This is a genomic window from Pseudomonas sp. PK-RTE-24 (assembly GCF_054052265.1).
In genome coordinates this window covers 5,150,668-5,176,788 of the sequence record NZ_CM133224.1, presented here as the reverse complement: position 1 = coordinate 5,176,788, position 26,121 = coordinate 5,150,668, and the positions used below count along the sequence as shown (strand labels likewise).

The following is a 26,121-nucleotide window of genomic DNA, read 5'->3' as shown; positions in this document are numbered from 1 at the left end:
AATAGAGGAAGTAACTCATGGCTCGTGTAAAGCGTGGCGTCATTGCCCGTAAGCGTCACAAAAAAATTCTGAAACTTGCTAAAGGCTACTACGGCGCACGCTCCCGCGTATTCCGTGTTGCCAAGCAAGCGGTAATCAAGGCAGGCCAATACGCCTACCGTGACCGTCGTCAGAAAAAACGTCAGTTCCGCGCTCTGTGGATCGCTCGTATCAACGCTGGTGCTCGTGTTAACGGTCTGTCCTACAGCCGTTTCATCGCTGGCCTGAAAAAAGCGTCCATCGAGATCGACCGTAAGGTTCTGGCTGATCTGGCAGTGAACGAAAAAGCGGCGTTTGCTGCGATTGTCGAGAAAGCTAAAGCCACCTTGGCTTAAGTACCCCCGACAGTCACCCGGCCTCACCTCTGTGGGGCCAGGTGTTAAACGTCATAAATAGGGGAAGAGCCTTCAAGCTCTTCCCCTATTTTGTATCTGGAGTCTGTACATGGAAAACCTGGATGCGCTGGTCTCTCAAGCACTAGAGGCTGTGCAAAGCGCTGAAGATATCAATGCCCTGGAGCAAATCCGGGTTCAATACCTTGGCAAGAAGGGCGAATTGACTCAGGTGATGAAGACCCTGGGGAATCTGCCGGCCGAAGAGCGTCCGCAAGTCGGTGCGCTGATCAACGTTGCCAAGGAACGTGTTACAGGCGTTCTCAATGCGCGCATGGCATTGTTTGAAGAAGCCGAGCTGGCTGCCAAACTGTCTGCCGAATCCATCGACGTGACATTGCCGGGCCGTGGCCAGACCTCTGGCGGTCTGCATCCGGTCACCCGGACTCTGGAGCGTGTCGAGCAGTTCTTCACCCGCATTGGCTACGGCATCGCCGAAGGCCCTGAGGTCGAAGACGACTACCACAACTTTGAAGCGCTCAACATCCCAGGCCATCACCCGGCCCGGTCGATGCATGACACCTTCTATTTCAATGCCAACATGTTGCTGCGCACCCATACCTCGCCGGTACAGGTCCGCACCATGGAATCGAAGCAGCCGCCGATCCGCATCGTCTGCCCGGGCCGCGTCTATCGCAGCGACTCCGATATCACCCATTCGCCGATGTTCCACCAGGTCGAAGGCCTGCTGGTCGATCGCGATATCAATTTTGCCGATCTCAAAGGCACGATCGAAGAATTCCTGCGGGTGTTCTTCGAGAAAGAACTGGCCGTGCGTTTCCGTCCTTCGTACTTCCCCTTCACCGAGCCATCCGCTGAAGTCGATATGGAATGCGTGATGTGCAGCGGCAAAGGCTGCCGCGTCTGCAAGCAGACTGGCTGGCTGGAAGTGATGGGCTGCGGCATGGTTCACCCGAACGTGCTGCGCATGTCCGGCATCGATCCGGAAGAGTTCTCCGGATTTGCCTTCGGCATGGGTGTCGAGCGTCTGGCCATGCTCCGTTACGGCGTGAACGACTTGCGTCTGTTCTTCGACAACGACTTGCGGTTCCTCGCGCAATTTCGCTAGTCGTAACGAATTCTTAGGAGAGCAGGATGAAATTCAGTGAACAATGGCTGCGTGGCTGGGTAAGCCCGCAGGTAGATCGCGACGAGCTGGTTGCCCGTCTGTCGATGGCCGGTCTTGAGGTCGATAGCGTTACTCCGGCCGCCGGCGTATTCAGTGGTGTGGTGGTGGGTGAGGTGCTGAGCACCGAGCAGCATCCGGACGCCGACAAGTTGCGCGTATGCCAGGTCAGCAATGGCGCGGAAACCTTCCAGGTCGTGTGCGGAGCGCCAAACGTGCGCCCGGGCCTGAAGATTCCGTTCGCCATGATTGGCGCAGAGCTGCCGGGCGACTTCAAGATCAAGAAGGCCAAGCTGCGTGGCGTCGAGTCCAACGGCATGCTGTGCTCGCAGGCAGAGCTGCAGGTCGGTGAGGGCAACGACGGTCTGATGGAGCTGCCGGCCGATGCGCCGGTGGGCGAAGATTTCCGTGTGTATCTGGATCTGGAAGACGCCAGCATCGAGGTCGACCTGACCCCGAACCGTGGCGACTGCCTGTCCCTGGCCGGTCTGGCTCGTGAAGTCGGCGCGCTGTACGCCGTGCCGGTAACCCGTCCTGTGGTGGCTGCGGTTGCAGCGGTACACGACGAAGTCCGCTCGGTCGAGGTGCTGGCCCCGGCGGCCTGCCCACGTTACCTGGGTCGGGTCATCCGTAACGTCGACCTGTCCAAGCCAACCCCGCTGTGGATGGTTGAGCGTCTGCGTCGCGCCGACGTGCGCAGCATCGACGCTGCCGTCGATATCACCAACTACGTCATGCTCGAGCTCGGCCAACCGCTGCACGCTTTCGATCTCGCCGAAATCAATGGCGGCATTCGTGTGCGCATGGCTGAAGAGGGCGAGAAGCTGGTTCTGCTTGATGGTCAGGAAGTCAGCCTGCGCAGCGATACGCTGGTCATCGCTGACCACACTCGTGCACTGGCGATCGCCGGCGTCATGGGTGGCGAGCACAGCGGTGTTTCCGCGACCACCCGTGATGTGTTCCTCGAATCTGCGTTCTTTGATCAGATTGCGGTTGCCGGCAAGGCACGTTCTTACGGCTTGCATACCGACGCTTCGCATCGCTACGAGCGTGGCGTTGACTGGCAGCTGGCACGTGAAGCCATGGAGCGCGCCACTGGCCTGCTGCTGGAAATCACTGGCGGCGAAGCTGGTCCGATCATCGAGACCGTCAGCGAACAACATCTGCCATCGATTGCACCGATCACTTTGCGTGCTCAGCGCATCACTCAGATGCTCGGCATGGAGATGGATTCGGCACAGGTCGAGCGTCTGCTCAGTGCCTTGGGCCTGAGCATTACTGCTGACGGCGAAGGCCAATGGCGCGTTGAAGTGCCAAGCCACCGCTTCGATATCAGCCTGGAAGTCGACCTGATCGAAGAGTTGGCGCGTCTTTACGGTTACAACCGTTTGCCGGTTCGCTACCCGCAAGCGCGTCTGGCGCCGCAAGCCAAGGCCGAAGCGCGTAGTGATCTGCCTGAGCTGCGTCGTCTGCTGGTTGCTCGTGGTTATCAGGAAGCGATCACTTACAGCTTCATCGATCCGCGTCAGTTCGAACTGTTCAGTCCAGGTGTCGAGCCGCTGTTGCTGGCCAATCCGATCTCCAACGATATGGCCGCCATGCGCTCGTCGTTGTGGCCAGGTCTGGTCAAGGCGTTGCAGCACAACCTCAACCGTCAGCAGGATCGCGTGCGTCTGTTCGAGAGCGGCCTGCGCTTCGTTGGTCAGCTTGAGGGCTTGAAGCAAGAGCCTATGCTGTCCGGGGTTGTTTGCGGGAGTCGCTTGCCGGAAGGCTGGGCGCAGGGTCGGGATACCGTCGACTTCTTCGACGTAAAGGCTGACGTGGAAGCGGTACTGGGTTTCGCCGGTGCCCTGGATTCGTTCACCTTTGCTCCGGGCAAGCACCCGGCGCTGCATCCGGGTCAAACCGCGCGCATCGAGCGTGAAGGTCGCGAGGTAGGCTATATCGGTGCAATTCACCCTGAGCTGTCGAAGGCGCTGGGGCTGGATCGTCCGGTGTTCGTCTTTGAGCTGGTTCTGGCGGAAGTGGCGCTCGGTAAAATGCCGAAATTCCACGAGTTGTCGCGCTTTCCTGAAGTGCGTCGTGACCTTGCACTGATCGCGCACAAAGACGTCGCGGCCTCGGCTGTACTGGACGTAATCCGTGAAAATGCAGGCGAATGGCTCACAGAGCTCAGGCTGTTTGACGTGTATCAGGGTAAAGGTATTGATCCTGATAGAAAAAGCCTTGCAGTCGGCTTGACCTGGCAGCATCCATCGCGCACTCTTAATGACGATGAGGTGAATTCGACGACGCAAAATATCCTCACCTCGCTCGAACAAAGGTTGAACGCCACGTTAAGGAAGTGACGTATGGGGGCTTTGACGAAAGCTGAGATGGCGGAACGTCTGTATGAAGAGCTGGGCCTGAACAAGCGGGAAGCCAAGGAATTGGTCGAACTGTTTTTCGAGGAAATCAGGCACGCTCTTGAAGACAACGAGCAGGTCAAATTGTCCGGTTTCGGCAATTTCGACCTTCGGGACAAACGCCAGCGGCCTGGCCGCAACCCGAAAACGGGGGAAGAAATCCCGATCACGGCTCGCCGTGTGGTCACCTTTCGTCCAGGGCAGAAGTTGAAGGCCCGAGTTGAGGCTTATGCTGGAACCAAGTCATAACGACGAACTACCCGTCATCCCGGGCAAACGCTACTTCACCATTGGTGAAGTCAGCGAGCTGTGTGCCGTAAAGCCACACGTGCTGCGCTACTGGGAGCAGGAGTTTCCGCAGCTCAACCCCGTCAAACGCCGCGGGAACCGCCGGTATTATCAGCGCCAGGACGTGCTGATGATCCGGCAGATCCGCGCGCTCCTTTACGATCAGGGTTTCACCATCGGCGGCGCACGTCTGCGTCTGTCCGGCGACGAAGCCAAAGATGACACCACACAGTACAAACAGATGATTCGGCAGATGATTGCTGAATTGGAAGATGTTCTGGTGGTACTCAAGAAATAAAAAGCTGCGTTTGAATACTTCCAGTTTTCAAAAGCTTGCGATATATTCTTGAGCGTTCTTCGAGGTGAAGAACGGGATGCAACATCAGTCGGGGCGTAGCGCAGTCCGGTAGCGCACTAGCATGGGGTGCTAGGGGTCGAGTGTTCGAATCACTCCGTCCCGACCATATTTTTCAATGATCTAGGCCAATGTTCACAGCATTGGCCTTTTTCATGTGTGTGAGATTTGCGGGGCTACTCGATCACGCCTGCGACTCGCATCACCAAGTGTTTGGATTAGTAAGAAAGTCCGCTCGTCGAGCAAATAGCACTCTCTGTGCGCCGATCTTCTCTTACTTATTAAGCGCAGCCCCTGCGCCACTGACGGGAGAGAATGATGATCGACGACAACAATGGCCCTGAAGCGCCATATCCGGGACCAGACGAACAAACACCTGATTCTGGCGAGGGTCATGATTCCGGCCTGGAGCAGGCTGATTCTGAGCCGAAGCAGGGCACCGACGAACGACCAGAGGACTGGAATCCGCCACCCGGCAATCCTGGCTCTGATCAGGACGCCCAGACGGGCCGAGATAATGGCGGCGCTAAGTAAGCCCGATCAATTGTAATAGTTCACGAGACCCGGCCATCGCGCCGGGTTTTTATTGCCGCCCAACCCTCTATCGACATCCTTGGGCGCAGACGGTTATTTGGGCTTGGGTGGGCGAAGCCGAGCGGCGCCGGCGGCTGGAAGCTTCGATCCAGGCGCCGGCAACAAGCATGTTCACTCTACGATGCAGATCCAGCGATGGTTGTATCGATAGGGTGCGCGGGTGAAATGGACGTCTGAGACCATTTTCATGCCTCGCTCTTGGAGCGCTTCGGTCAGTTGTACGAGTGTCTCTGCCTGGATAGTCATTGCTGTCACCTCGTCAGATTTACTGCGTTCATAATTCTTGACCGAGAGATCAGGCGGCTAATTCATTTTTTCTACAGTAATCATTGAAGCAGTGTGATCAAGAGCGCTGTGCTTCACTTCGTGTCCACTAACTTGCCCCATTCAAGTCCGAACCGCGCCAGGTACTTCCTCAAGCGATCGGCATCATTGGGTTGCGCCTTGGCCTGCCGGGAAACACCGAACAGCTGTCGGCCGGCATCGGACAGGCTGTCCGCCTGCCGGCATACCTCTATAACCGCCTTCAGCTGTAAGCGATCGAACAGGTCCATGCTATCGCTATCTCCCGGCAACTCAGTTGATACAGCAGTGGGTTGCGCCAACCCCCACGCATATCGCAATCGATCGATCTCATCATCTACCTGCGCTTCATCGATGCGTCCGCTGTCGGCCAAAGTCGCCATCCGTGTAATCGACGCAGACAGTTCGCGAAAGTTGCCCAGCCACGCTGCTTCACTTGAGCTGGCGAAGGCCAGGTAGCGTCGGCGTGCTTCGAGATTGAAACGCGCGCGTTGCCCATGTTCGCGCGCGTGGCGTTCCAGTTCGAAATCGATGTTTGGCTCGATGTCCTCGCGGCGGCCGGCGAGGCCGGGCAGGTCGAATGTCCAGAGGTTGATCCTTGCGTACAGGTCCTCGCGAAAAAGGCCTTCGGCGACGCGGCTGCGCAGGTCGCGGTGGGTGCCGGCGATTATCAGAAAATCACTCTCGACTTCCTTGTCCGAGCCCAGCGGGAAGAAGCGTTTCTCTTCGATTGCCTTTAACAGCATCGCTTGTTCGTCCGCGCCGAGCTCACCGATTTCATCGAGAAACAGCATGCCGCCGTTTGCGGCGCGCAGCAGGCCATCGCGAGCGTTTTGCGCTCCGGTGAAGGCGCCTTTGACGTGACCGAACAAGGCCGACATCGCGCCGTCGCCACGCAAGGTTGCACAGTTGACTTCGACAAAGCGTCCCTGCATTTGATGACGGTTACGTTTGAGTTCGTAGATGCGTCGCGCCAGGAAGGATTTGCCGGCGCCGGTCGGGCCGATCAGCAGCGTGGGGGCTTTTGAGCGCAGGGCTACGCGCTCTATCTGTTCAATGGAGCGGTTGAAGGCCGGGTTGCGCGTGGCGATGCCGGACTTGAGAAATTCCAGGCCTTCAAGACGTTTGCTGGCGAAGCGTGAGGCAATCCGATCATAGCGCGACAGATCGAGATCGATCAGCGCATGAGTGCCGCAGGCGGGCTCGTTATCGTTCTTGCGCTTGGCGGGGGAGGTCTGAATCAGCCGGGCTGGCAGATAGCGCGCCTCGGTGAGCAGGAACCAGCAGATCTGTGCGACGTGGGTGCCGGTGGTGATGTGGACGAGGTAATCCTCGTGCTCGGTGTCAAAATTGTACGCAGTGGTGAAGTCGTGCAGTGCGCCGTACACCTCTTCGAAATCCCAAGGATTGCGCAGCGACATTGGATGCAGGCGCACTTCGGTGCTCGGAGAAATCTGCTGGATGTCCGCTCGGACACGCTCGGCGAGGCTGACGTCGCGCGCGTCGAGGCCATGAATCAATTCAAGTCGGTGGATAGGGAGGTCTGTTTGTTGGCACAGGCCTACGCTTGGTCGCCAATAATTCCATCGGCTGGCACCTTTGCCGACACGATCCAGGGTGGCTCCGATAAATCCGATGGCGACCGTGCGTTTGTTGGGCATGCTTATCTCATAAGATAAATGACGATATGCAATGATAATTTTTCTGGTCTGATTTGTCTTCCATAGATTATCGAGACTCGCCGAGTCAGAGATAAAAGCTATTAAAATCAGAAACATAGAAGAAAAAACCATAGCCGCATCCAAAGCTGGCACAGCGGCTGCAATGCTGATGGAAACGAACATGGACATCAAGATATGAAAGACCAAACCTACCAGCTTCTCGAAGTCGCCAACGGCAAGCCAATCAAACTCTGGACCGAAGGCGTTCCAGTAGAAAATGAAGCCCGCGCGCAATTGATGAACACTGCGAAAATGCCCTTCATCTTCAAGCATCTGGCGGTGATGCCGGATGTGCACCTGGGCAAGGGGTCAACCATCGGCAGCGTTATTCCAACGGTCGGCGCGATCATTCCCGCAGCGGTGGGCGTCGACATCGGTTGTGGAATGATCGCTGCCCGTACATCGCTGATGGCTTCGGATCTGCCGGACAACCTCCACGGACTGCGTAGCGCCATCGAGCAAGCGGTGCCACATGGCCGCAGTTCGAATCGTTCGCGGCGAGACAAAGGCGCCTGGGATGAGATTCCTCAGCAAGCCGATCAGGCCTGGGCGGGGTTGCAGCCGCGCTTCAAACTGATCACCGACAAGTATCCGAAACTGGCCAACACCAACAACCGTGGGCACTTGGGGACGCTCGGCAGTGGCAACCACTTCGTCGAAGTGTGCCTGGATGAAGCCAACCGGGTGTGGTTCATGTTGCACAGCGGTTCGCGCGGTGTCGGCAACGCTATCGGCAACCTGTTCATCCAGATGGCCCAAGCTGATATGCGTCAGCATATTGCCAACCTGCCGGACCGTGACCTGGCCTATTTCGAGGAAGGCAGCCGACATTTTGATGACTATGTGGAAGCGGTGGGCTGGGCGCAGGACTTCGCCAGACAGAACCGCGAACTGATGATGCGTGCGGTGGTTCAGGCCGCGCGGCAGATCATCCGCAAGCCGTTCGAAGTGGCGCTGGAGGCGGTCAACTGCCACCACAATTACGTGCAGAAGGAACGGCATTTCGGTGAGGACGTGCTGATTACCCGCAAAGGCGCGGTGTCAGCGAAGAAGGGCGAACTGGGGATTATTCCGGGCTCGATGGGCGCCAAGAGCTTTATCGTTCGCGGTCTGGGCAACGCAGAGTCGTTCAGTTCCTGCAGCCACGGCGCCGGCCGCACCATGAGCCGCACCAAGGCCAAGAATACCTTCACCGTCGCCGATCAGATTCGCGCCACGGCCCACGTGGAATGCCGCAAGGACGAAGCGGTGATTGACGAAATTCCGATGGCCTACAAGGACATCGACAAAGTCATGCACGCCCAGCGTGAGCTGGTGGAAGTGCTGCACACCCTGCGTCAGGTGGTGTGCGTCAAAGGCTAAGGAACTACAGCGCTGGCGAGAATTCTGCGTCCGGCGCTGCCCCGGTTCATCGCGGCTGAGCTGAAGCGCGAATTATCAATATTGATCGTAACTCAGGAAGACCCACGACGGTTTAACGGTACCTCAGAGACACCGTCGGGCTATACGCGTAAGGATTTGCAATGAAAGAGATAATCGAACTGGACGGCGCCATCGGTGGCGGCCAGGTGTTGCGCAGTGCGTTGAGCCTGTCGATGGTGACAGGTCGGGCGTTTCGCATTAAACAGATTCGCGCCAGACGCAGTCGTCCGGGATTGCTGCGTCAGCACCTGACAGCCGTGATGGCGGCGGCCGAGGTTTGTGGTGCAGAGATATCTGGTGCGCATCTGGGGTCGCAAGCCCTGAGCTTCGAACCGGGCGAGATTAGCGGCGGCGACTTTCAGTTCGCTATCGGCACGGCCGGCAGCTGCACGCTGGTGCTGCAGACGTTGCTGCCAGCCTTGTTGCGGGCATCGAAGGCCAGTCGAGTGACAATCTCCGGTGGCACGCATAATCCGCTGGCGCCGCCGACGGATTTCCTGTCGCGCAGTTGGTTGCCGCTGCTGCGGCGCATGGGCGGCGATGTCGAGTTGGAGTTGCTGCGTCATGGTTTCGTACCGGCTGGCGGTGGCGAAATTGCGGTGAAGGTGCAGCCCTCGCGCCTCACGCGCCTGGACCTGTGTGAGCGCGGCGAGGCAGTCTCACGACGCGCATTGGCGCTGACCGCAGGTCTCGCGCCCACTGTCGCTCAGCGAGAGCTGAGTCAGGTGGCCAAGCGTTTGAACTGGCCAGTGGAGGCGCTGCAACCTGTGGCGCTTGACCCGGCACGCGGTCCGGGCAATGTGTTATTGCTGGAGTATGTTTTCGAGCATGTCACTGAGGTGTTCAGCGCATTTGGCCAAGTGTCGTTACGCGCCGAGAAGGTGGCCGATGCCGCAATCAATCAGGCCGTCGACTGGTTGTGCAGTAATGCTGCTGTCGCTGAGCATCTGGCCGATCAGTTGCTGTTGCCGATGGCGCTGGCCGGTGGCGGATCGTTCACCACGCCGCGCATGACTGATCATCTGCGCAGCAACATCGAAGTCATTCATCTGTTTTTGCCGGTCCGTATCGATTGCCGAGAGGAGGGCGGCGATCGCTTGCGGGTAGACGTTTTCCAAACCGGTTAACAGCGGCCGGCAACCGGAAAGCAGTTGCACAACCTCATGCAGGTGAGGCTAGCCTTCAGCCATTAGCACATCCGACCTAATTGCCCCCGTTCTGGCTCGACCTTAAAGTCATTTCGCTTGGCAGGTTATTGCCAGTATTTCTCCGGTATGAAAATCAAAAAGGTCGATCTGCAATGAACTCATCAAGGACTATCCCGGTTCTCGCTTTATTCGCAACAATGGCGCTCGCAGTTACTGGATGCCAGACCGTCAAACCGGGAGAGAGTGATCTCAAGAATCGCGCACAGACCACCATCGGCAAACCCGTAATCAAGGTTTCAAATATCCGCAGCGACTTCAATACAACCTTCTACACCGCTCAAACCGAAAGCGGCGAATATACGTGCGAACTGCCGAGCGGCCCGATGGTTGCTCTGGGTTCCATGGGCATGGGACTGGGCGCTCAGTGCACCAAGCAATGACTAATCAGTCCTTTCGAAGCTGAAATAAAAAGGCCAATGTCGATGACATTGGCCTTTTTCTTTAACGAATGCTCGGCGCAGATCAGCTGGTTTTCGAGTTCAGCTTGCGCAGTTCTTCGTAGGTCGCCGATTGCACGAACCAGAAGCCAGAGACGATGCACCAGCCCAGGGTGCCGCCTACGAACATGCCGAGACCCGAAAGAAAGCTCTGGCTCATCATGAAGAGGGAAACGATCAGGATGACCGCCAGTGCGATGTAGAGAACGATGTTGTTGACGCCGATGACGAAATCTTTCATTTGCATTCCTTGGATGTATCTTCCTCTGGCCACCTTCTATGGTGGCCAGTGCGCGCATCATATTGATATCACCCTGTATTGCGCTAGTTCGGCGTCGGTATTTCGTTATGAATAGCAAAGTCCGTCGTTACTGAGCGGGTTTTTTCTCAAGATCTTCGGAGTCGCTCGACGTCGCCGCATCCTTCTCCGTCTCATGAGGTTCTGAGCCCGCATTGGCGCCTGAAGACTCTTCACCTTTCTTGTTGGCCTTCTCATCATGGTCACTAGAGCTTTGTGCATGATTGACACCGGGCTGGGCGGTGGCGGGGGTGGCAGCGCCCGCTGTTGTTTCGGCTGCCCAAGCGTGGAGCGGGCCAATCAAGCACAGACTGAAAAACGACATTGCGAAGATTTTCTTGTTCATCACGTGGGCCTTCTACGCGGTGGGATGTACTGCTTTGGATAAGCCTGTCTGCCAAAGGTGCGCAGTACTGGACGAGCGGCGAAGCCTGATTGTATTCAGCCGGATCAAAAATCTCGCGACAGCAGGCAAATTGCTGGCCCCCATAGGTATTTCGCACCGGCAAAATCGCCTTTTTTCAAAAGGTTAGGTTGGCTATATGCGCACGATTGTCATCACCGTTGTGACGCTTTCCCTGGCTTTGATCGCCTCGGGAGTGCAGGCAAAAGAGTTGAGCAAGGGCCATCGCTTTGCCTGCACCTGGGGCTCGGATATTGCTGCCGGGGCGCAGCGATCAAAACTGTCCGGGGTTTCGCTGTATGGCGCGCGCAAGCAATTGCAGGTTCGCCGATTCCAGCAACCCTGGATGCGCATGACAGCGATGGGGATTACCGAGCAGACCTACAACAGCAGTTCGAAGCTCAAACCGGCAGCGGTCAAGCAGACCTATTACGAACAATGCGTACGCCATGAGTTGGCTCGGCGCTGATGCCGGTTTCTCAGGGCTGATTTACACAGCTCAGGAATCGCGAGAGCCCTTGGCGACTGCCGGCCCGGCAACCCGCGGCGCCGCTTTGGTCTGCATCAGTGCATCCAGAGCCTTGCGATAGCCCTGGCCGCCAAGCGCCATGCTGTTGTTGTGCGTCGCGCCGGGCACGAGCAGCAGGCGTTTGGGCTGCTCTGCGGCATTGAATAGCTGCTCGCTGAAGCGCGGCGGCACGAAGGCATCAGCCAGGCCATGCACCACCAGCAGTGGCATGTGAATGTCGGCGATCTTGTCGATGGAATCGAATTTCTGCGACAGGAGCCAACGCACAGGAAGCGAGGTGTTGGCCACGGCGGCAGCTACGTCGGCGAGAGAAGTGAAGGTAGATTCGATGACCAGACCGCGAACCGGCAGAGGTGTGTTGTTGCGCGCCGCGTTCTGTCCGAGCTCGGCCGCCAGATCAATCGCCACCGCACCGCCGAGAGAGTGGCCGTAGATCAGGCGCTTGTTCGGGTCCGGTTGCAGCAGCTGGAAGCGCTCCCAGGCCACGCGGGCATCTTCATAAACGCTGCTTTCGGATGGTAGATCACCCTTGCTTTGGCCGAACCCGCGATAATCGATGGCCAGCACCGAATAGCCCGCCGCGCGTAGTTGTTCTATGCGGAATAACTGTCCGGTGAGGTTCCAGCGCACACCATGCAAGTAAAGGATTGCCGGGGCATTGGCACGTTCCGCCGGCCACCACCAGGCATGGATGTTCTGCCCGGCCTTGAAACTCTTCGGTTGCAGATCGAGTTCCTGAACGCTGCCGGGCAGACCGCGATACCAGCCGGCGGTGCCCGGCTCGATGCGAAACAACAGTTTGCGCTCGGTGTGTTCCAGCACCGCACAACTCGTCGGCACGCCAATGATCAGCGCGGCCATCATGGCGAATGCCAAGCGGCGGCGTCGCAGGCGGGTCAGGAAGGACAGGAACATTAATCGTTTCACCACAGCGCAGACAAAGAACGCTTTTTACCAGATGCCTCGGTCTGCGCGTGACTGTTTTTCGACCACCGTGCACGCCCAACGATTACAAGATGCTGCAATCGATCACGCCACTTGCAGCACAATCTTGCCGATATGATCGCCGCCCTCCATGCGGGCATGGGCCTGAGCCGCGTCAGCCAGCGGGTAAACCTTGTCGATGATCGGCAGGCAGCGCCCGGCGCTGAGGGCAGGCCAAACGTGTTCTTGCAGTTGATCGGCGATGGCGGCTTTTTCCGCAGCGGTACGCGCGCGCAGCAGCGAACCGGTGACCACCGCGCGTTTGCCGAGGATCGCCAACAGATCGATGTCGTTGGCGCGGGCGCCGCCGAGAAAGCCGAGCATCACCAGTCGGCCATCCATTGCCAGTGCGCTGATGTTGCCGTTCAGATACGAGCCACCCATGATGTCGAGAATCACGTTCACGCCTTGATCTGCGGTTTTCTGGGCAATGACCTCGGCGAAATCTTCCTCACGATAGTTGATCGGTTGCCCGCCAAGCTGACGGATCGCGTCGCATTTTTCAGCACTGCCTGCGGTAGCAAACGCCTCGATGCCAAATTCACGACAGAGCATCAGCGCGGTGGTACCGATACCGCTGGTGCCACCGTGAATCAGCACGCGCTGGCCGGCCTTGGCACCGCCGAGGCCGAACAGGTTGGCCCAGACGGTGAAAAACGTTTCCGGAATCGCGGCGGCCTGGACCCAATCGACTCCATCCGGCACAGGCAAAGTCTGGCCGGCCGGAACCGCGCAATACTCGGCGTAGCCACCGCCATTGGTCAGTGCGCACACACGATCGCCCACAGCGAACCGCGTAACTCCGGGACCCAGTGCAACCACTTCGCCAGCCACTTCCAGACCGGGGATCGGGTCCATGCCGGGCTTCATCGGGTACTTGCCGGCGCGCTGCAAGGCGTCCGGACGATTGATTCCCGCGGCGTGAACACGGATCAGCACTTGGCCCTCGGAAGCAGTGGGCAGAGATACGCGCCTGGCTTGCAATACTTCAGGGCCGCCGGGTTGGGTGATTTCGATACGGGTCATTTCTTTAGGCAGTGACATGTCTATTCCTGTGGAGAAGGTCGTGTAGATGGGAGCGCAGACAGGGTGCAATGATTCCCCTCAGTTCGCCGCGCAGCGCGTTTCATTAGCAGAGGGCAGCCAGCGCATGGCTAGCTCCAGCAGTAGAGCCACGACGATTGCGCCAGCGGCGATCACAAACAGCAGCGTGTGCTGGCCGCCCGAGGCATTGAACAATGCCGAATAGGCAAACCCGGCCAGCGCCTGAAAGGTTGCGAATGACACAGTGGCACGGCTCCAGGCGATCTGCTGACGGTGATGCGACGGCACCAGCTCATGCACGCGGGCCAAAGCCAGAGGCACGATGCCCGGCGGGAACGAGCCGAGAATCACCGCCAGTAAAGCCAGCGCCAGAAACGCATGGGAGACGGCGAGCAAACCGAGGGCAATGGCTTGAACTACCAGCACCACGCGAATGCCAGTGCGTGCACCAAGCTGGTCGGCCAGAAAACCGTACGTCACCGGCCCGACAATCGCTCCCAGGCCATACATCACCCAGACCATTGCGCCGATATGCGCCCCGGCGCCCAGTCCGCGAGCCACGTAATCCACCAGAAACACCATGGCAGGCACCAGCCCGGCGGCCATGAACGCGTATTGAGCAAACAACAGGTAGACGCCCGGCGGTGTCGGCTCATCAGCCGACGTTGCGTGCGCAGCCACAGGGTGCGCGGTATCCGCAGGCCAGCCGAACCAGCTCACCGCGGTCAGCAACAACGCCAGCGCGCCCAGTCCCAGCCAGGTCGCTTGCAAGCCGAGGCTCAGCAGCGGCGGCACGATGGTCCCGGAGCCGGCGATTCCGAGGCCGATGCCCAGGAAGATTGCGCCACTGGCCAGACCTCTGCGCGCCACCGGAACGTGAGGCAGCACGGTTGCCGCCACCAGCACCATGATCGCGCCACCGGCAATGCCGGACAGCAAACGCCAGCCGGAGAACCAGCTCACCGACAGCGGATAAGCACAGGCAAAAAATGCTCCCGTGACCGCGAGCATCATCAGGCGCAGGGCGTTGCGGTTACCCAGTCGATGGGCCATGGGCCGACCGAGCAGGGCGCCGATCAAGTAGCCGACCAGATTGGCCGCGCCGAGATAGACGACATCATTGGCGGAAAACCACTGCGCCTGAATCAGCGAAGGGATCAGCGGCGTGTAGGCGAAACGCGCCAGGCCAATGCTGACCAGGCTGGCGCAAAGCCCGGCGAAGATCGGCAGCCAGATGCCGGAGGAATTTGCAGTACGCATGATAGCGATCTCACAAGAGGTGTATGGCGCTCAGCTTATCGGCTATCTTGGCTGCGCATATGCAGCGATTAAGCGGCAGAGTGATGCAAAAATGCTTCGATGAGGATCAGCATGAATTGGGATGATGCGCGGGTTTTTCTGGCGGTCTGTCGCGAGTCCACCTTGCGCGGAGCTGCACGAGTTCTGGGCGTGGACCAGGCCACTGTCGGGCGGCGTATTACCGCGCTGGAAAAGTCTTTGAGCGCGACGCTGTTCCTGCGTACCTCCGATGGCTACGCGCTGACCAGTGTTGGTGAAGCGGCGCGTAAAAGTGTGGAAAAAATGGAACATTCGGCACTGGAACTGGAGCGGCACATCCACGGGCTGGACGATCGTCTGACCGGTAACGTACGGGTCAGCACCACCGACTCGATGGCCATCGACTTCATCATCCCGGCGATGGCGCGCCTGCATGACCAGCACCCCGACGTGCAGATCCAGTTGGATGCGTCGACGCAAATCCTCAGTCTGGCCAAGCGCGAAGCCGATATCGCGGTGCGCAATACTCGGCCGGATAACCCGGATCTCATCGCTCGGCGAATCGCCCGTTGGCCTGTAGGACTTTTCGCAGCACAGGCCTATGTCGAGCGCCATGGAGAACCGCAGCCCGGCAACGCTTTCGGGGGCCATGATCTGGTGGTGTATCAGCCGTACTTACAGAGCAAAAAAGACCTGACGCTGGTCTCTGAACCGTTGACCCGCGGACGCATCGTCGCCACGCTCAGCTCCAGCCTCTTGGTGCGTCGAGCCCTTGCCGCAGGCCTCGGGATAGGCGAGATACCGGTATACATGGGCGAACGCGATGGCCTCGTCAGACTTTGGCCGGAGCGGACCCGGCCGCTGCCGTATGAAGTGTGGCTGGTCACCCACGCTGACCTGCGTCACACCGCGCGGGTACGGGCGGTCATCGAGCAGATCGTTGAGGCTTTTGCGCTGGAAAACGAATAAGTGGTTCAGGGTTTTGCCGAGGCTACAACTGCTGACGAAACAGCCTACGTCCGAGACAGAATGGGCCGGCTTGTTGTAGTCCGTGATGAGTTCTATTGTCACTGCAGCTCGATGCAGACCTCAGTGACGCATCGAAACGAAGAGCCAGGGAAGGCCGCGTAGCCGCAGAAAGGTGTCGAATTGAAAATCAGGGAAGTGAATCAATATGCAGTCACGGACAGATCGGACGCGGGGCGGGACAGGCAAATCATGAGCAGCATAAGTCGCGAAGAATTCGATGCCAGGATAGAAACCATCGAGACGAGGATGGATGGCCGCGTGGCAGAAATGCGCGCCGACATTCGCGGGTTCCTGGCTGCTCAGGCAGAGCGGGACAAGGTCTATCTTGAACGGGACAAGGCCCTGCAGGAACGGGACAAGCGTTATGACCTGATGTGGATGGGCGTGCAGAAAATCGCCGACGAATCGCGGGAAGCGATCAGACAGGCATCGACGGTAAAGGCCAATTACTGGGCTGCCACCACTGTGCATTTCCTCGGCGTGGCTTCCTTGCTGGTTGGCGCACATTTTGCCAATCAGGCGGCGGTGTTGACCACGATACAAACCACGCTGGCAGCGATTCAGATTGGCAAAGAGGTATCGTCACCCAAACCTGTCGTACAACCCTCAGCAGAGCCGCCGCAATAAAAAACGGCCTTCAGTGGAAGGCCGTTCTGCATCGCGCCAGATCATGGCATTTGCGGCAACTCCTGAGGCCGCAAGTCGAACACCAGCACTTCGGCATCAACCCCGTTGCTCAAGGTGAGCAGCTGTTCTTCACGAACCCGCACGCCGTCGCCTTCCTGCAAGGCTTGGCCATTGAGTTCGACGCTGCCACGCGCAACGTGCACGTAAGCGTAACGATTGGCCGGCAATTTCAGCGTGGCACTTTCCTCGCCGTCAAATAACCCGGCGTAGACCCGCGCATCCTGACGGACTTTCAGGGAGCCATTGCTACCGTCCGGCGAGATGATCAGTTGCAGGCGACCACGTTTTTTCTGCGCGCTGAAGTGTTCCTGTTGATAGCGGGGCTTGGCGCCGCTGACATCCGGCACGATCCAGATTTGCAGAAAGTGCACGGGCTTGGTGGCCGAGTGGTTGAACTCACTGTGCGCCACGCCGCTGCCGGCACTCATCAATTGCACGTCCCCGGGGCGGATCACCGAGCCGGTACCGAGGGTGTCCTTGTGTTCCAGCGCGCCTTCGAGCACATAGGAAAAGATCTCCATGTCGCGGTGCGGGTGCTGGCCAAAGCCTTTGCCGGCGGTGACCCGGTCATCGTTGATCACCAGCAGATCGGAGAAACCCTGTTCACGCGGGTTGCGGTAGCTGGCGAAAGAAAAGGTGTGAAACGACTTCAACCAGCCGTGATTGGCGAGGCCGCGATCGGAGGCTTTGCGAAGAGTCAGCATGATGAAATCTCCTGGCGGGACGTGAATTCGTCCGAGTGAGGAGAAGGTTACTGGTTACCCGGTGAGGCAATAAGTAGATGGAAATTGAAAGACTGTCCGGCTCAGGTTGACAGTTTTGCGTTATGGTTCACCCATTCGATCACGCTCCTGAACACTCGGTCCGCCATAATGCCTTGGCTGAAGCGTGCGTATTGACCCTTGAATATGTGTGAAACCTCCCATGAAAACCGTGGCAATGGTGCTGTTCCCTGACTTTCTGATGCTCGACATGGCGGGGCCGCTGGAGGTGTTTTCAGTCGCCAACCGTTATCTGAAACCTGATCTGCACTATCAATTGACGACTCTCGGGACAGAGCGCGGCTTGCTGAGGGCGTCCAACGGCGTGCAGGTTCAGGCTGACTTGCACATCGACGAAGCGGCCGAGCGCTATGACCTGCTATTGGTGCCGGGCGGACCCGGCGCCTATAACCAGAGATTTCCCGAGCTGTTTGGCTGGTTGAAAAAAGCCGTGCCGCGCGCGGAGCGTTACGGTTCGATTTGCACTGGCGCATTCATCCTCGGCCACGCTTGCCTGCTTGATGGTTATCGCGTCACCACGCACTGGAACTACACCGAACGGCTGATCAAGGCTTTCCCGAAAACCACGGTGACCACCGATCAGATCTACGTCGAGGATCGTAATCTCATCACCTCCGGTGGCGTTACGGCCGGCATCGACCTGGCGCTGGCGGTGGTGGCCAGAGATCACGGCAAGAAAATCGCCCAGGACGTTGCCAAGGTCTTGTTGGTGGTCATGAAGCGCCAGGGCGGTCAAGCGCAGTTCAGCCCGTTGATGGCGGCAGTCTCACCGCAAGAAACGCCCATCACCCGCGCACAGAATTACGTCCTTGAACATCTGGATGAAGCGTTCACCGTCGAGCGCATGGCTGGATTGGCGAACATGAGCGCACGGCACTTTGCTCGCCTGTTCGCCCGTGACGTCAATATGACGCCGATGGAGTTTTTGCAGAATGCCCGCATTGACTGCGCGCGAAACCTGTTGGAAACCAGCGATCTGCCACTGAAAACCATCGCTTATAAAAGTGGCTTTGGCAGCGTTCGGCACATGCGCTCGTTGTTCGCCGAAAAGCTCGGTCTTACGCCGTTACAATACCGCGAACAGTTCAGCTAGAGCGGTTCTGTCCGTCTGACGCAGCGGGATGTCCGTGCTGCGTCGGCTCTGGCGGTTGTATCGTCACGCGAGAGTGCCAAGATGTTTGGCATGAATAATCACAACGACACAAGCCACGGTTCAGTGCTGCGTTTCGGCCCCTACGCCTTTCATGTGCGCCAACGTCTGGTCCTTGAAGGAGAGCAGCCGTTGCGCATGGGCGGGCGCGCCATGGACATCCTTCAGGCGCTGCTCGAACACGCGGGTGAGGTGGTCAGCAAAGAGCAGTTGATTGCTCGGGTGTGGCCGACCTCGGTCGTCGAAGAGATCAACCTGCGGGTGCACATTGCGGCGTTGCGCCGCGCACTGGGTGACGGCGTAAACGGGCAGCGTTTCATCATTCACGTGGCGCACTGCGGCTACAGTTTTGTCGCCCCGGTGGAGCAGGGCACCAGTGATGCGCTGACCATGCCCGCTGCCGCGCTCACGCCCCTGCACAATCTTCCGGCACGACTGACGCCAGTCAGTGGGCGCGACGCCTTGATCGGTGGTCTGGTTCGACAAATGCCGGTATGCCGCTTGATGACGATTACCGGTGCGCCGGGTGTTGGCAAGACCACTGTGGCATTGCGCGTGGCGGAATTGCTCCTGCAATACTTTCGCGATGGCGCCTGGTGGGTCGACCTTGCCAGCCTCGAAGATGACATTCCATTGCTCGAGCGCCTGTTGCACACCCTGAAGACAGACTTTTTCGCACTGACCGGCCGGCACGCCTTGTTGATACTGGATAACTGCGACCACCAGCGCGACAGCTGTGCGGCACTGGCGGAAACGCTGTTGCATGCTGCGCCTCGCCTGTCGATTCTGGTCACCGGCCGCGAAGCCTTGCAAGTCGCGCAGGAGACCGTTCATTACGTGCCTCTGTTGGCGATTCCCAAGCGCTCGACATTGAACACCGTCGAAGAAGCCATGGGCTATCCGGCGGTGCAGTTGTTCGTCAATCGCGCGCGGGCACGGCAGCATGGCTTCTGTTTGCGTGAGCAGGATTTGCCAGGTGTGCGCGAGATCTGCCGTCAACTGGACGGTCTGCCGCTGGCGATCGAGCTCGCCGCTGCGCAGATCGACGCGCTGGGCTTGATCGGCTTGCAGGCACAGGTTGAAAACGGCCTGCAGTTGCTTGGCCAAGGCCGGCGCACCGCGGAACCGCGCCATCAGTCGATGGCCGCTGCGATCGATTGGAGCTTCCAGTACCTGACGGCAATGGAACAGCGTGTGCTGCTGCGTCTGTCGGTATTCAGCGCGGGCTTTACCCTGGAGGCCGCACTGAGTGTGATCAGCAGCGCGGATCTGGCGGGTTCCAGACTGTCCGCGATAATCGAAGGGTTGGCGCGCAAATCGTTGCTTGTTCGAGAACCCAACCGTGCGACGGCCCGCTATTGGATGCTCAACACCGTGCGCCGCTATGCTCGTGATCAGTTCGAGCGCAGTGACGACAAGTTCGAACTGAAACAGCGCCATGTGCGCTATCTCAGCAGAACGCGCAACGCTTCAGGCCGGGCACTGCTCGTGGAGGCTGTCGAGTAGCAGGCGGACCTTGCGCAAGTCCGGTGTGGCGTAGCCTTCGGTGAAGCGCTGGTAAATGGGGCTGAGCAAATCCCATGCTTCGCGATGGCGGGACTGGCGCTGCCATAATCGGGCGAGGTCCGTGGCGCTGCGCAGTTCCCAAGCGAGGGCGCCCTGGCATCTGGCGATGGCCAGAGCTTGTTGCAGGGTTTGTTCGGCTTCTCGGGTTTCAGCGGTGTCTGAGCGGGCCGATTCGCGAGCAGGCTCGCTCCCACAGGATGAACCCTTCAACAATGCCGCCGCCCGCGCCCGCAATATCTCCGCTGCACTCCATCCCGCATCGCCATTGCGCGCGCGCTCCACCAGTGCATCATCGACAAAACGCTCATCCAGCGTAACCATCACTTCCCGAATCAGACCGCTGCTCTGTGCTGGTACGGGCACGGCATTATCCGGATCGATCACCTGCGCATACTGCCGGCCCCAGTTATTGAACAGCAGCACCGAGTGCTTCTGCGATTGTTCCAGCAGCAACTGCAGCAGCGCGCGGGCGTTTACATGGTCGCCGTTGTAATGAGCGATCAGACAACTGGCCAGCGCCAGGGTGTAACAGATCGATGTGCCGTGATTGATCTGCACGGCGATGTCCAGCGCCTGTCGTGCGGCGCGCCAGGCTTGCTCGGGCAGACCCTGCAACCACAGCACTCGGGCCAGTACTGTCAGCGAAGCGACGCTCTGGTCGTATTGCACGCCAAAACCATGGGTGAAACGATTGAGATGGCCGCTGTGCGCCATGCGTTGCAGCACCTGCTCGGCATGTACGCGGGCCTGCGGCTGGTCGCCGGCATAATGCAGGGCCAGCACGCGCAAGCGATGTGTGCTCAGTGACAGCAGCGGTTCGCCGTGCAGGCCGATGCGGTCGAATTGCTCACTCTGGGCCAAAGCCATGCGGTAATGCCCGCAACTCAGATTGACCGCCATATGCCCCGATATCGCACGCAGTTGCCCGGCCAGATCGCCGTGTTCCTCGGCCAATTGGCAGGCGTCGACGAAGGCCTGAATGGTTTGTGGCGTGCCGCCCCAGGTGTGATAGCTGGCGCTACCGAGCGCCAGTTTCAAGGCGATTTGCAGGCGAGGGCAGGGCGGTAGCAGCGAGTCTGCTGGCGAAGCCTCCAGCAGACTCAGTGCCCGGCGTACATAGCGGCTGTAATCGCGCAGCAACGACAGCTCCTGCCACAAAGGCGCCGACGCGGCTGCCAGTTGCACCCCCAGCTCATCCGGTCCCGGCCCGTTGAGGCTCCAGTCCAGCGCCGCGCGCAAATCCTCCAGACCCCGGGCATAGCGCTCCATCCACAATACAGTCGGAGTATTGTCCCAATCCGCCTGCGCCTGCTGCATCAGTGTCAGGCAGCGCTCGGCGTGGCGTTGGCGGGTTGCGCTGAGCTCGTCGGCCTGTTCGAGTTTTTCCAGTGCGTAGTGGCGGGTAGTGTCGAGCAAGCGATAGAAAACATCTTCGTCGCCCACTTCGACGCTCAGCAGGGATTTGGCTACCAATTGCGTGACGGCGGTGAACACCGCGCCGGGATCAATCTGTTGGCCGATGATCACCGCTGCCGCCGAGGCGAGGGTGAAGCTGCCGCGGAAAATCCCCAGTCGCCGCAGACAGGTTTGCTCGCAGACGTTGAGCAGGTTGAAACTCCAGTCCATCGTCGCGCGCAGGGTCAGGTGGCGTTCGGCGCTGCTGTGGTGTCCGGCCGACAATGGCGGCAAACCCTCGCGCAAGTGCTTGAGCAATCCGTCCATGCCCAATTCGCTGACCTGCGCGGCGGCCAGTTCCAGTGCCAGCGGAATGCCGTCCAGGCGCTGGCAGATTTCGATCGCTTGCGGCAGCTCGGCGTGGCTCAGTCGGAAGTTTTCCCTGGCTGCGATGGCGCGCTCGACAAACAACTGCATCGCAGCAAAGCCCAGTGCTTGAGCCGGCTCCATCGGGGGCGACATGGACGGGCATTCGAGCGATTCCAGACGCTGCACGAACTCACCCTCAGCGCGCAGGCTCTCGCGGCTGGTCGCCAGGATATGCACCTTTGGTGCCCCCCGCAGAATCTGCTCGCTGAGCGCGGCGACCGCATCAATCAAGTGCTCGCAGTTGTCGATCACCAACAACATTTGCTGTTCTCGCAGGCCGTCGACCAGACCAGCCTGCGCATCGCCTTCAGCTGCGGACAGATCAAGCAGCGTCGCCAGATGCGAGCCGATCAGCGCGGGATCGGCGATGGGCGCCAGATCCACCAGGCGGATGCCGTCGCGATACTGGTCGAGCAATTGTTCGGCGACGCGCAGGGCGACGGTGGTCTTGCCAATGCCGCCGGGGCCGACCAGAGTGATGCAGCGTCGGCGCGGCAGTTGCGTAATCAAGTGATCGATCAGGGGTTGGCGACCGATCATCCGCGTACGACGCAGCGGCAGGTTGTGCCGGGGCGCGGCGACCGCAGGCGTTGCTTCGATGCTGTCGAGCACGAACGGTGCGACAAAGCTGTAGCCGCGCTGCGCCACGGTGACGATGTAGCGCTGGCCGTTCTGCCCGTCGCCAAGCGCTTTGCGCAGCGCCGCCATGTGCACGCGCAGGTTGATGTCTTCGACGACGCTGTCTGGCCAGACCCCGGCCATCAATTGCTGTTTGCTCACCACTTCACCGGCATGGGCCAGCAAAATCAGGAGGATGTCCATCGCCCGCCGTCCCAGGCGCAAAGGCTGTTGGCCTTCAAGTAGCAATCGTTGCCCGGGATGAATCCGATAGGGGCCAAACGCAATGGCCTGATTCGGGGAAAAACTCAACAGCGCGCTCCTGCGGTGATGCGGCGGACAGGGCGAATCAGTGCCTGGCGCATGCGCAGGCCGTCTGATCCGGGGTGTCCGGGCATAATCCTCAGGTTTGAGCATCAGTGCAACGGGTGGCGTAACGGCAGCAGTCAAAACACCGCAGGCTGCGCTGCGGTGTTTTTCGGTTTATCCATGACTCGACAGCGCCAGGCGAAGGGATTGATGCCCTCGCTGCGGGTGAACATGTGGCAGAAATGCGCCTGATCGCAGAAGCCGCATTCGAGGCTGATTTGCGTCAGGCTCAAGTCGGTGTGCTGGATCAGCAACTTGGCTCGAGCCAGGCGCTGGGCGCGGATCCAGTCCTGTGGCGACAGGCCGGTGCTGCACTTGAATGCGCGGGAGAAATGACTGCGTGACAGTGCACATGCCCGGGCCAGTTCAGCCACTTCGAGGCTTTCGCCCAAGCGATCCAGGATCAACTGTTTGATCTGGCGTTCGCGCTGCGGACTGAGTCCGCCAGTCGTGTTTTTACGCGGTTCGCTGGCAGGGGCGAGGGCGACGGATTGCTGTAGATAAGCCATGGCCAAGGTCCGTGTCGGTGGGGAAGGCACGGTCGGCGCATTCCCTCAGGTCAAAAAAGCAACGCTGCGCAGAGGGCTTCATTGTTGGGCGATGCCTTGAGACTGACGAGTTAATCGTTGTTAATTTCCTCGCTCAGGCTGGAACTCAGCACATCCTTGCAAGTCAGCGCCCGGCGCTTTGCGCGACGATGTCGACAAAGCACGGCCGCCGTTGGCCAGGTTCAAAGGGGAATGCAATGAAAAGCTTGGTGAAAGCGGCAACGACGCTGGCGGTCGTGCTGGCAATGTCCGGCGCCATGGCGCAGGCACCGCAGGTTGGCACTCAGGCGCCGGGTTATTTCCGGCTGGCTGTCGGCGATTACGAAGTCACCGCGTTGTTCGACGGTTACAACGATTTGTCGCCGAAGTTGTTGCAGGGCATGAGCCAGAGTCAGATTCGCGCGCTGCTTGCGCGCCGTTCGATTGAAACCCCTGGCGTGCAGACTGCGTTCAATGCGTTTCTGGTCAACACTGGCAAACAACTGATTTTGGTCGACACGGGCGCAGGGCAGTGCATCGGCGCCACCGCAGGCCAACTCTCGGCCAACATGCAGGCCGCCGGTTACAAGCCTGAACAGGTCGACACGATTCTGCTGACGCACCTGCACCTCGATCACGTCTGCGGTCTGGTCGACGCCGAAAAGAAACCGGTGTTCGCCAACGCCACCGTGTTTGCAGCCAAAGCCGAGGCCGACTACTGGCTCGATCCGGCAGCGCTGGCCAAGGCCCCGGCGGGCGCAAAAGAGTTTTTCAAGATAGCCCGGGACTCTACGGCGCCCTATGTTGCCGCCGGCCGCTTCAAGACGTTTGCCGCCGGGCAGTCGCCACTGCCGGGACTGGTCGAAGCAACCCTCGAAGCCGGCCACACGCCGGGCAGCACCACATATCGCTTCAATTCGCAGCAGCAGAGCATCGTGTTCATGGGCGATCTGGTGCATAACCTGGCGGTGCAGTTTTTGCACCCGGAAGTGTCGATCGGTTTCGACGTCAACAGTCAGCAAGCGATCAGCAGTCGTCAGGCAGTGTTCAGTGCTGCGGCAGCGAGCAAGACCTGGGTGACGGCAGCGCATCTGCCGTTCCCGGGCATCGGCCACATCACCGCCGAGGGCAAACATTTCCAATGGGTGCCGGTGGAGTACGGCCCCTACAAACGCGCGGCGAAAGTGCCATTGATCGAGTAAAGTGCCCAACGCCTGTGGCAAAAAGCGTCTGACACCGATAAGGAAACCACACCCATGAACCGTAACGATCTGCGCCGCGTCGACATGAACCTGCTGGTGATTTTCGAAGCGCTGATGTTCGAAAAGAATCTGACCCGTGTGGCGGAAAAACTGTTCATGGGCCAGCCGGCGGTCAGTGCTGCACTGGGGCGCTTGCGTGATCTGTTCGACGATCCGTTGCTGCTGCGCAACGGTCGCGGCATGGAGCCGACAGCGCGGGCGCTGGCGATCCTCAAGGAATTGCAACCGGCAATGGACGTGATTTCCGGCGCAGTCAGCCGCGCCAAGGAGTTCGAACCGGCCAGCAGTTGTGACGTATTTCGCATCGGTCTGTCGGACGACGCCGAGTTCGGTCTGTTTCCACCGCTGTTGCGCCAGCTTCAGCAGGAGGCGCCGGGGATCGTCGTGGTGGTGCGCCGCGCCAACTATCTGTTGATGCCGGCGTTGTTGGCCTCTGGAGAAATTTCCGTGGGCGTCAGCTACACCACGGATCTGCCGGCCAACGCCAAGCGCAAGAAGCTGCGTGATATTCCCTGCAAAGTGCTGCGCGGCGACGACCGTCCGGGGCCGTTGACCCTGGACGAATATTGCGAACGTCCGCATGCAATGGTGTCGTTCTCCGGTGATCTGAGCGGCAATATCGATCTGGATCTGGCCAAGATCGGCCGTTGCCGCCGAGTCGTTCTCGGCGTGCCGCAGTTCAGCGGCTTGCGCGCCTTGCTCGCCGGTACCGAGATGATCGCGACGGTGCCGGACTACGCCGCCTGTGCCTTGGTTGAAGGCTGCGCCCTGCGTGCCGAAGATCCACCATTCCCGATCGATGCCGCGCAATTGTCGATGGCGTGGAGCGGGGTGCATGACAACGACCCGGCGGAGAAGTGGCTGCGCTCGCGCATCAGCCAGTTCATGGCGGCGCCGCTGGATATTCCGGCGCTTTAACCGCCCTCGATTACACAAGCAGTTCTCCTGTGGCAGCGAGCCTGCTCGCGAAAGCGGTGTGTCAGTTAGTGTGGATGTGACTGGCCTGACGCCTTCGCGAGCAGGCTCACTCCCACATTGTTTTTGTGGCGGTCTGCAAATTGAATGCACGCCGCCAATCCTTGTGGGAGCGAGCTTGCTCGCGATTGCGGTGGGTCAGTTAGTGTGGATGTGACTGGCCTGACGCCTTCGCGAGCAGGCTCGCTCCCACAGAGAAATTCGGGGCTGACCGGGCTTTGTGATTCGGCACATAGACTTGTGGGAGCTGGCTTGCCAGCGATTGCGGTGGGTCCGTCAAAGAAGGTGGTGGATGTGCCGACCAATCGCTGGCAAGCCAGCTCCCACAGGGATACGGGGTGGAATGAACATTGTTGGTCACCACAAAAACCTGTGGGAGCGAGCCTGCTCGCGAAAGCGGTGTGTCAGTCAATGTGGATGTGGCTGACCTGACACCTTCGCGAGCAAGCTCACTCCCACATTGTTTTGTGGCTGGCGGCAGAACATCAAAGACCTGAAAAGCAACT

25 protein-coding genes and 1 tRNA gene are annotated in these 26,121 nt (G+C 59.4%); 17 read left to right on the top strand and 9 right to left on the bottom strand.

The annotated features are described in order from the left end of the window. Nucleotides 1–17: 17 nt before the first annotated feature. From rplT to ACV8MC_RS23135, 7 genes are all read left to right on the top strand, one after another. On the top strand, nt 18–374 hold the full coding sequence (gene rplT / locus ACV8MC_RS23165) for a 50S ribosomal protein L20 (protein ID WP_002553161.1): 357 nt from the start codon (nt 18–20) through the stop codon (nt 372–374). Between the two features lie 109 nt (nt 375–483). Next, nucleotides 484–1,500, top strand: coding sequence for a phenylalanine--tRNA ligase subunit alpha (gene pheS / locus ACV8MC_RS23160; RefSeq protein WP_003226365.1), 1,017 nt, complete (start codon nt 484–486; stop codon nt 1,498–1,500). A gap of 26 nt (nt 1,501–1,526) precedes the next feature. Then, nucleotides 1,527–3,905 carry a phenylalanine--tRNA ligase subunit beta gene (gene pheT / locus ACV8MC_RS23155; RefSeq protein WP_457263637.1) on the top strand — a complete coding sequence of 793 codons (2,379 nt, stop codon included), beginning with the start codon at nt 1,527–1,529 and terminating at the stop codon, nt 3,903–3,905. A 3-nt stretch (nt 3,906–3,908) separates the two neighbouring features. After that, nucleotides 3,909–4,211 carry an integration host factor subunit alpha gene (ihfA, locus tag ACV8MC_RS23150; protein ID WP_002553164.1) on the top strand — a complete coding sequence of 101 codons (303 nt, stop codon included), beginning with the start codon at nt 3,909–3,911 and terminating at the stop codon, nt 4,209–4,211. After that, nucleotides 4,192–4,548, top strand: coding sequence for a MerR family transcriptional regulator (locus ACV8MC_RS23145; protein ID WP_003179985.1), 357 nt, complete (start codon nt 4,192–4,194; stop codon nt 4,546–4,548). Before ihfA ends, ACV8MC_RS23145 begins: the two co-directional genes overlap by 20 nt. An 89-nt stretch (nt 4,549–4,637) precedes the next feature. Continuing rightward, a tRNA-Pro gene (locus tag ACV8MC_RS23140) sits at nt 4,638–4,714 on the top strand. Between the two features lie 209 nt (nt 4,715–4,923). Beyond that, entirely contained in the window at nt 4,924–5,139 is a 216-nt protein-coding gene (locus ACV8MC_RS23135; RefSeq protein WP_076567342.1) for a hypothetical protein, read from the top strand. 419 nt (nt 5,140–5,558) lie between these two features. Here the strand turns inward: ACV8MC_RS23135 and rtcR are convergent, their stop codons facing one another. Then, nucleotides 5,559–7,163, bottom strand: coding sequence for an RNA repair transcriptional activator RtcR (gene rtcR, locus ACV8MC_RS23130; protein ID WP_457263635.1), 1,605 nt, complete (start codon nt 7,161–7,163; stop codon nt 5,559–5,561). Nucleotides 7,164–7,358: 195 nt separating this feature from the next. Between rtcR and ACV8MC_RS23125 the strand changes: the two genes are divergently transcribed. From ACV8MC_RS23125 to ACV8MC_RS23115, 3 genes are all read left to right on the top strand, one after another. Then, nucleotides 7,359–8,585, top strand: coding sequence for an RtcB family protein (locus ACV8MC_RS23125; RefSeq protein WP_457263633.1), 1,227 nt, complete (start codon nt 7,359–7,361; stop codon nt 8,583–8,585). A 161-nt stretch (nt 8,586–8,746) separates the two neighbouring features. After that, nucleotides 8,747–9,772 carry an RNA 3'-terminal phosphate cyclase gene (gene rtcA, locus ACV8MC_RS23120; RefSeq protein ID WP_457263631.1) on the top strand — a complete coding sequence of 342 codons (1,026 nt, stop codon included), beginning with the start codon at nt 8,747–8,749 and terminating at the stop codon, nt 9,770–9,772. A 173-nt stretch (nt 9,773–9,945) separates the two neighbouring features. Then, complete coding sequence (locus ACV8MC_RS23115; RefSeq protein WP_041478565.1) at nt 9,946–10,233, top strand: hypothetical protein; 288 nt, start codon at nt 9,946–9,948, stop codon at nt 10,231–10,233. A gap of 82 nt (nt 10,234–10,315) precedes the next feature. Here the strand turns inward: ACV8MC_RS23115 and ACV8MC_RS23110 are convergent, their stop codons facing one another. Together ACV8MC_RS23110 and ACV8MC_RS23105 are read right to left on the bottom strand one after the other, a co-directional pair. Then, complete coding sequence (locus ACV8MC_RS23110) at nt 10,316–10,531, bottom strand: hypothetical protein (protein ID WP_041478566.1); 216 nt, start codon at nt 10,529–10,531, stop codon at nt 10,316–10,318. Between the two features lie 127 nt (nt 10,532–10,658). Further along, nucleotides 10,659–10,934 carry a hypothetical protein gene (locus ACV8MC_RS23105; RefSeq protein WP_457263629.1) on the bottom strand — a complete coding sequence of 92 codons (276 nt, stop codon included), beginning with the start codon at nt 10,932–10,934 and terminating at the stop codon, nt 10,659–10,661. Nucleotides 10,935–11,130: 196 nt separating this feature from the next. Here ACV8MC_RS23105 and ACV8MC_RS23100 point away from each other — a divergent pair, with 196 nt between their 5' ends. Next, nucleotides 11,131–11,460 carry a hypothetical protein gene (locus tag ACV8MC_RS23100; RefSeq protein ID WP_041478568.1) on the top strand — a complete coding sequence of 110 codons (330 nt, stop codon included), beginning with the start codon at nt 11,131–11,133 and terminating at the stop codon, nt 11,458–11,460. 30 nt (nt 11,461–11,490) lie between these two features. Here ACV8MC_RS23100 and ACV8MC_RS23095 read toward each other — a convergent pair whose 3' ends face one another. The 3 genes from ACV8MC_RS23095 to ACV8MC_RS23085 form a co-directional block, all read right to left on the bottom strand. Then, entirely contained in the window at nt 11,491–12,435 is a 945-nt protein-coding gene (locus ACV8MC_RS23095) for an alpha/beta hydrolase (RefSeq protein ID WP_041478569.1), read from the bottom strand. Between the two features lie 114 nt (nt 12,436–12,549). Continuing rightward, on the bottom strand, nt 12,550–13,548 hold the full coding sequence (locus ACV8MC_RS23090; protein WP_457263627.1) for an NAD(P)H-quinone oxidoreductase: 999 nt from the start codon (nt 13,546–13,548) through the stop codon (nt 12,550–12,552). Nucleotides 13,549–13,608: 60 nt separating this feature from the next. Further along, entirely contained in the window at nt 13,609–14,808 is a 1,200-nt protein-coding gene (locus ACV8MC_RS23085) for a YbfB/YjiJ family MFS transporter (RefSeq protein WP_457263625.1), read from the bottom strand. 111 nt (nt 14,809–14,919) lie between these two features. Between ACV8MC_RS23085 and ACV8MC_RS23080 the strand changes: the two genes are divergently transcribed. Beyond that, a complete protein-coding gene (locus ACV8MC_RS23080) occupies nt 14,920–15,795 on the top strand; it encodes a LysR family transcriptional regulator (RefSeq protein ID WP_375123402.1) in 876 nt (291 codons plus the stop codon). A 180-nt stretch (nt 15,796–15,975) separates the two neighbouring features. Continuing rightward, complete coding sequence (locus ACV8MC_RS23075) at nt 15,976–16,482, top strand: hypothetical protein (RefSeq protein WP_252869157.1); 507 nt, start codon at nt 15,976–15,978, stop codon at nt 16,480–16,482. A 41-nt stretch (nt 16,483–16,523) separates the two neighbouring features. On the opposite strand, the gene ACV8MC_RS23070 is transcribed toward ACV8MC_RS23075, so the two are convergent. Then, nucleotides 16,524–17,246: a pirin family protein gene (locus ACV8MC_RS23070; protein WP_457263623.1), complete on the bottom strand. Its 723-nt coding sequence runs from the start codon at nt 17,244–17,246 to the stop codon at nt 16,524–16,526. A 220-nt stretch (nt 17,247–17,466) separates the two neighbouring features. Between ACV8MC_RS23070 and ACV8MC_RS23065 the strand changes: the two genes are divergently transcribed. Beyond that, a complete protein-coding gene (locus ACV8MC_RS23065; protein ID WP_041478574.1) occupies nt 17,467–18,417 on the top strand; it encodes a GlxA family transcriptional regulator in 951 nt (316 codons plus the stop codon). A gap of 90 nt (nt 18,418–18,507) precedes the next feature. After that, nucleotides 18,508–19,980, top strand: a complete 1,473-nt coding sequence (locus ACV8MC_RS23060) for an ATP-binding protein (RefSeq protein WP_457263622.1) — start codon at nt 18,508–18,510, stop codon at nt 19,978–19,980. Here the strand turns inward: ACV8MC_RS23060 and ACV8MC_RS23055 are convergent. Beyond that, a complete protein-coding gene (locus tag ACV8MC_RS23055) occupies nt 19,945–22,794 on the bottom strand; it encodes an ATP-binding protein (protein WP_457263621.1) in 2,850 nt (949 codons plus the stop codon). The genes ACV8MC_RS23060 and ACV8MC_RS23055 overlap by 36 nt on opposite strands. A gap of 134 nt (nt 22,795–22,928) precedes the next feature. Next, nucleotides 22,929–23,360 (bottom strand): helix-turn-helix domain-containing protein, encoded by a 432-nt coding sequence (locus ACV8MC_RS23050; protein ID WP_041478577.1) that lies wholly within the window; start codon nt 23,358–23,360, stop codon nt 22,929–22,931. 236 nt (nt 23,361–23,596) lie between these two features. On the opposite strand from ACV8MC_RS23050, the gene ACV8MC_RS23045 reads away from it, so the two are divergent. Both ACV8MC_RS23045 and ACV8MC_RS23040 read left to right on the top strand, forming a co-directional pair. Further along, nucleotides 23,597–24,580: an MBL fold metallo-hydrolase gene (locus ACV8MC_RS23045; protein ID WP_056784490.1), complete on the top strand. Its 984-nt coding sequence runs from the start codon at nt 23,597–23,599 to the stop codon at nt 24,578–24,580. 54 nt (nt 24,581–24,634) lie between these two features. Continuing rightward, the gene (locus tag ACV8MC_RS23040; protein WP_039762138.1) at nt 24,635–25,558 is read left to right on the top strand and encodes a LysR family transcriptional regulator; all 924 of its coding nucleotides are present in this window, start codon (nt 24,635–24,637) and stop codon (nt 25,556–25,558) included. The last annotated feature ends 563 nt before the right edge of the window (nt 25,559–26,121 follow it).

Bases quoted from the DNA above. Each gene is read 5' to 3' on its own strand.
- rplT (WP_002553161.1), top strand. From the start codon at position 18: ATGGCTCGTGTAAAGCGTGGCGTCATTGCCCGTAAGCGTCACAAAAAA.
- pheS (WP_003226365.1), top strand. From the start codon at position 484: ATGGAAAACCTGGATGCGCTGGTCTCTCAAGCACTAGAGGCTGTGCAA.
- pheT (WP_457263637.1), top strand. From the start codon at position 1,527: ATGAAATTCAGTGAACAATGGCTGCGTGGCTGGGTAAGCCCGCAGGTA.
- ihfA (WP_002553164.1), top strand. From the start codon at position 3,909: ATGGGGGCTTTGACGAAAGCTGAGATGGCGGAACGTCTGTATGAAGAG.
- ACV8MC_RS23145 (WP_003179985.1), top strand. From the start codon at position 4,192: ATGCTGGAACCAAGTCATAACGACGAACTACCCGTCATCCCGGGCAAA.
- ACV8MC_RS23135 (WP_076567342.1), top strand. From the start codon at position 4,924: ATGATCGACGACAACAATGGCCCTGAAGCGCCATATCCGGGACCAGAC.
- rtcR (WP_457263635.1), bottom strand. From the start codon at position 7,163: ATGCCCAACAAACGCACGGTCGCCATCGGATTTATCGGAGCCACCCTG.
- ACV8MC_RS23125 (WP_457263633.1), top strand. From the start codon at position 7,359: ATGAAAGACCAAACCTACCAGCTTCTCGAAGTCGCCAACGGCAAGCCA.
- rtcA (WP_457263631.1), top strand. From the start codon at position 8,747: ATGAAAGAGATAATCGAACTGGACGGCGCCATCGGTGGCGGCCAGGTG.
- ACV8MC_RS23115 (WP_041478565.1), top strand. From the start codon at position 9,946: ATGAACTCATCAAGGACTATCCCGGTTCTCGCTTTATTCGCAACAATG.
- ACV8MC_RS23110 (WP_041478566.1), bottom strand. From the start codon at position 10,531: ATGAAAGATTTCGTCATCGGCGTCAACAACATCGTTCTCTACATCGCA.
- ACV8MC_RS23105 (WP_457263629.1), bottom strand. From the start codon at position 10,934: ATGAACAAGAAAATCTTCGCAATGTCGTTTTTCAGTCTGTGCTTGATT.
- ACV8MC_RS23100 (WP_041478568.1), top strand. From the start codon at position 11,131: ATGCGCACGATTGTCATCACCGTTGTGACGCTTTCCCTGGCTTTGATC.
- ACV8MC_RS23095 (WP_041478569.1), bottom strand. From the start codon at position 12,435: ATGTTCCTGTCCTTCCTGACCCGCCTGCGACGCCGCCGCTTGGCATTC.
- ACV8MC_RS23090 (WP_457263627.1), bottom strand. From the start codon at position 13,548: ATGTCACTGCCTAAAGAAATGACCCGTATCGAAATCACCCAACCCGGC.
- ACV8MC_RS23085 (WP_457263625.1), bottom strand. From the start codon at position 14,808: ATGCGTACTGCAAATTCCTCCGGCATCTGGCTGCCGATCTTCGCCGGG.
- ACV8MC_RS23080 (WP_375123402.1), top strand. From the start codon at position 14,920: ATGAATTGGGATGATGCGCGGGTTTTTCTGGCGGTCTGTCGCGAGTCC.
- ACV8MC_RS23070 (WP_457263623.1), bottom strand. From the start codon at position 17,246: ATGCTGACTCTTCGCAAAGCCTCCGATCGCGGCCTCGCCAATCACGGC.
- ACV8MC_RS23065 (WP_041478574.1), top strand. From the start codon at position 17,467: ATGAAAACCGTGGCAATGGTGCTGTTCCCTGACTTTCTGATGCTCGAC.
- ACV8MC_RS23060 (WP_457263622.1), top strand. From the start codon at position 18,508: ATGAATAATCACAACGACACAAGCCACGGTTCAGTGCTGCGTTTCGGC.
- ACV8MC_RS23050 (WP_041478577.1), bottom strand. From the start codon at position 23,360: ATGGCTTATCTACAGCAATCCGTCGCCCTCGCCCCTGCCAGCGAACCG.
- ACV8MC_RS23045 (WP_056784490.1), top strand. From the start codon at position 23,597: ATGAAAAGCTTGGTGAAAGCGGCAACGACGCTGGCGGTCGTGCTGGCA.
- ACV8MC_RS23040 (WP_039762138.1), top strand. From the start codon at position 24,635: ATGAACCGTAACGATCTGCGCCGCGTCGACATGAACCTGCTGGTGATT.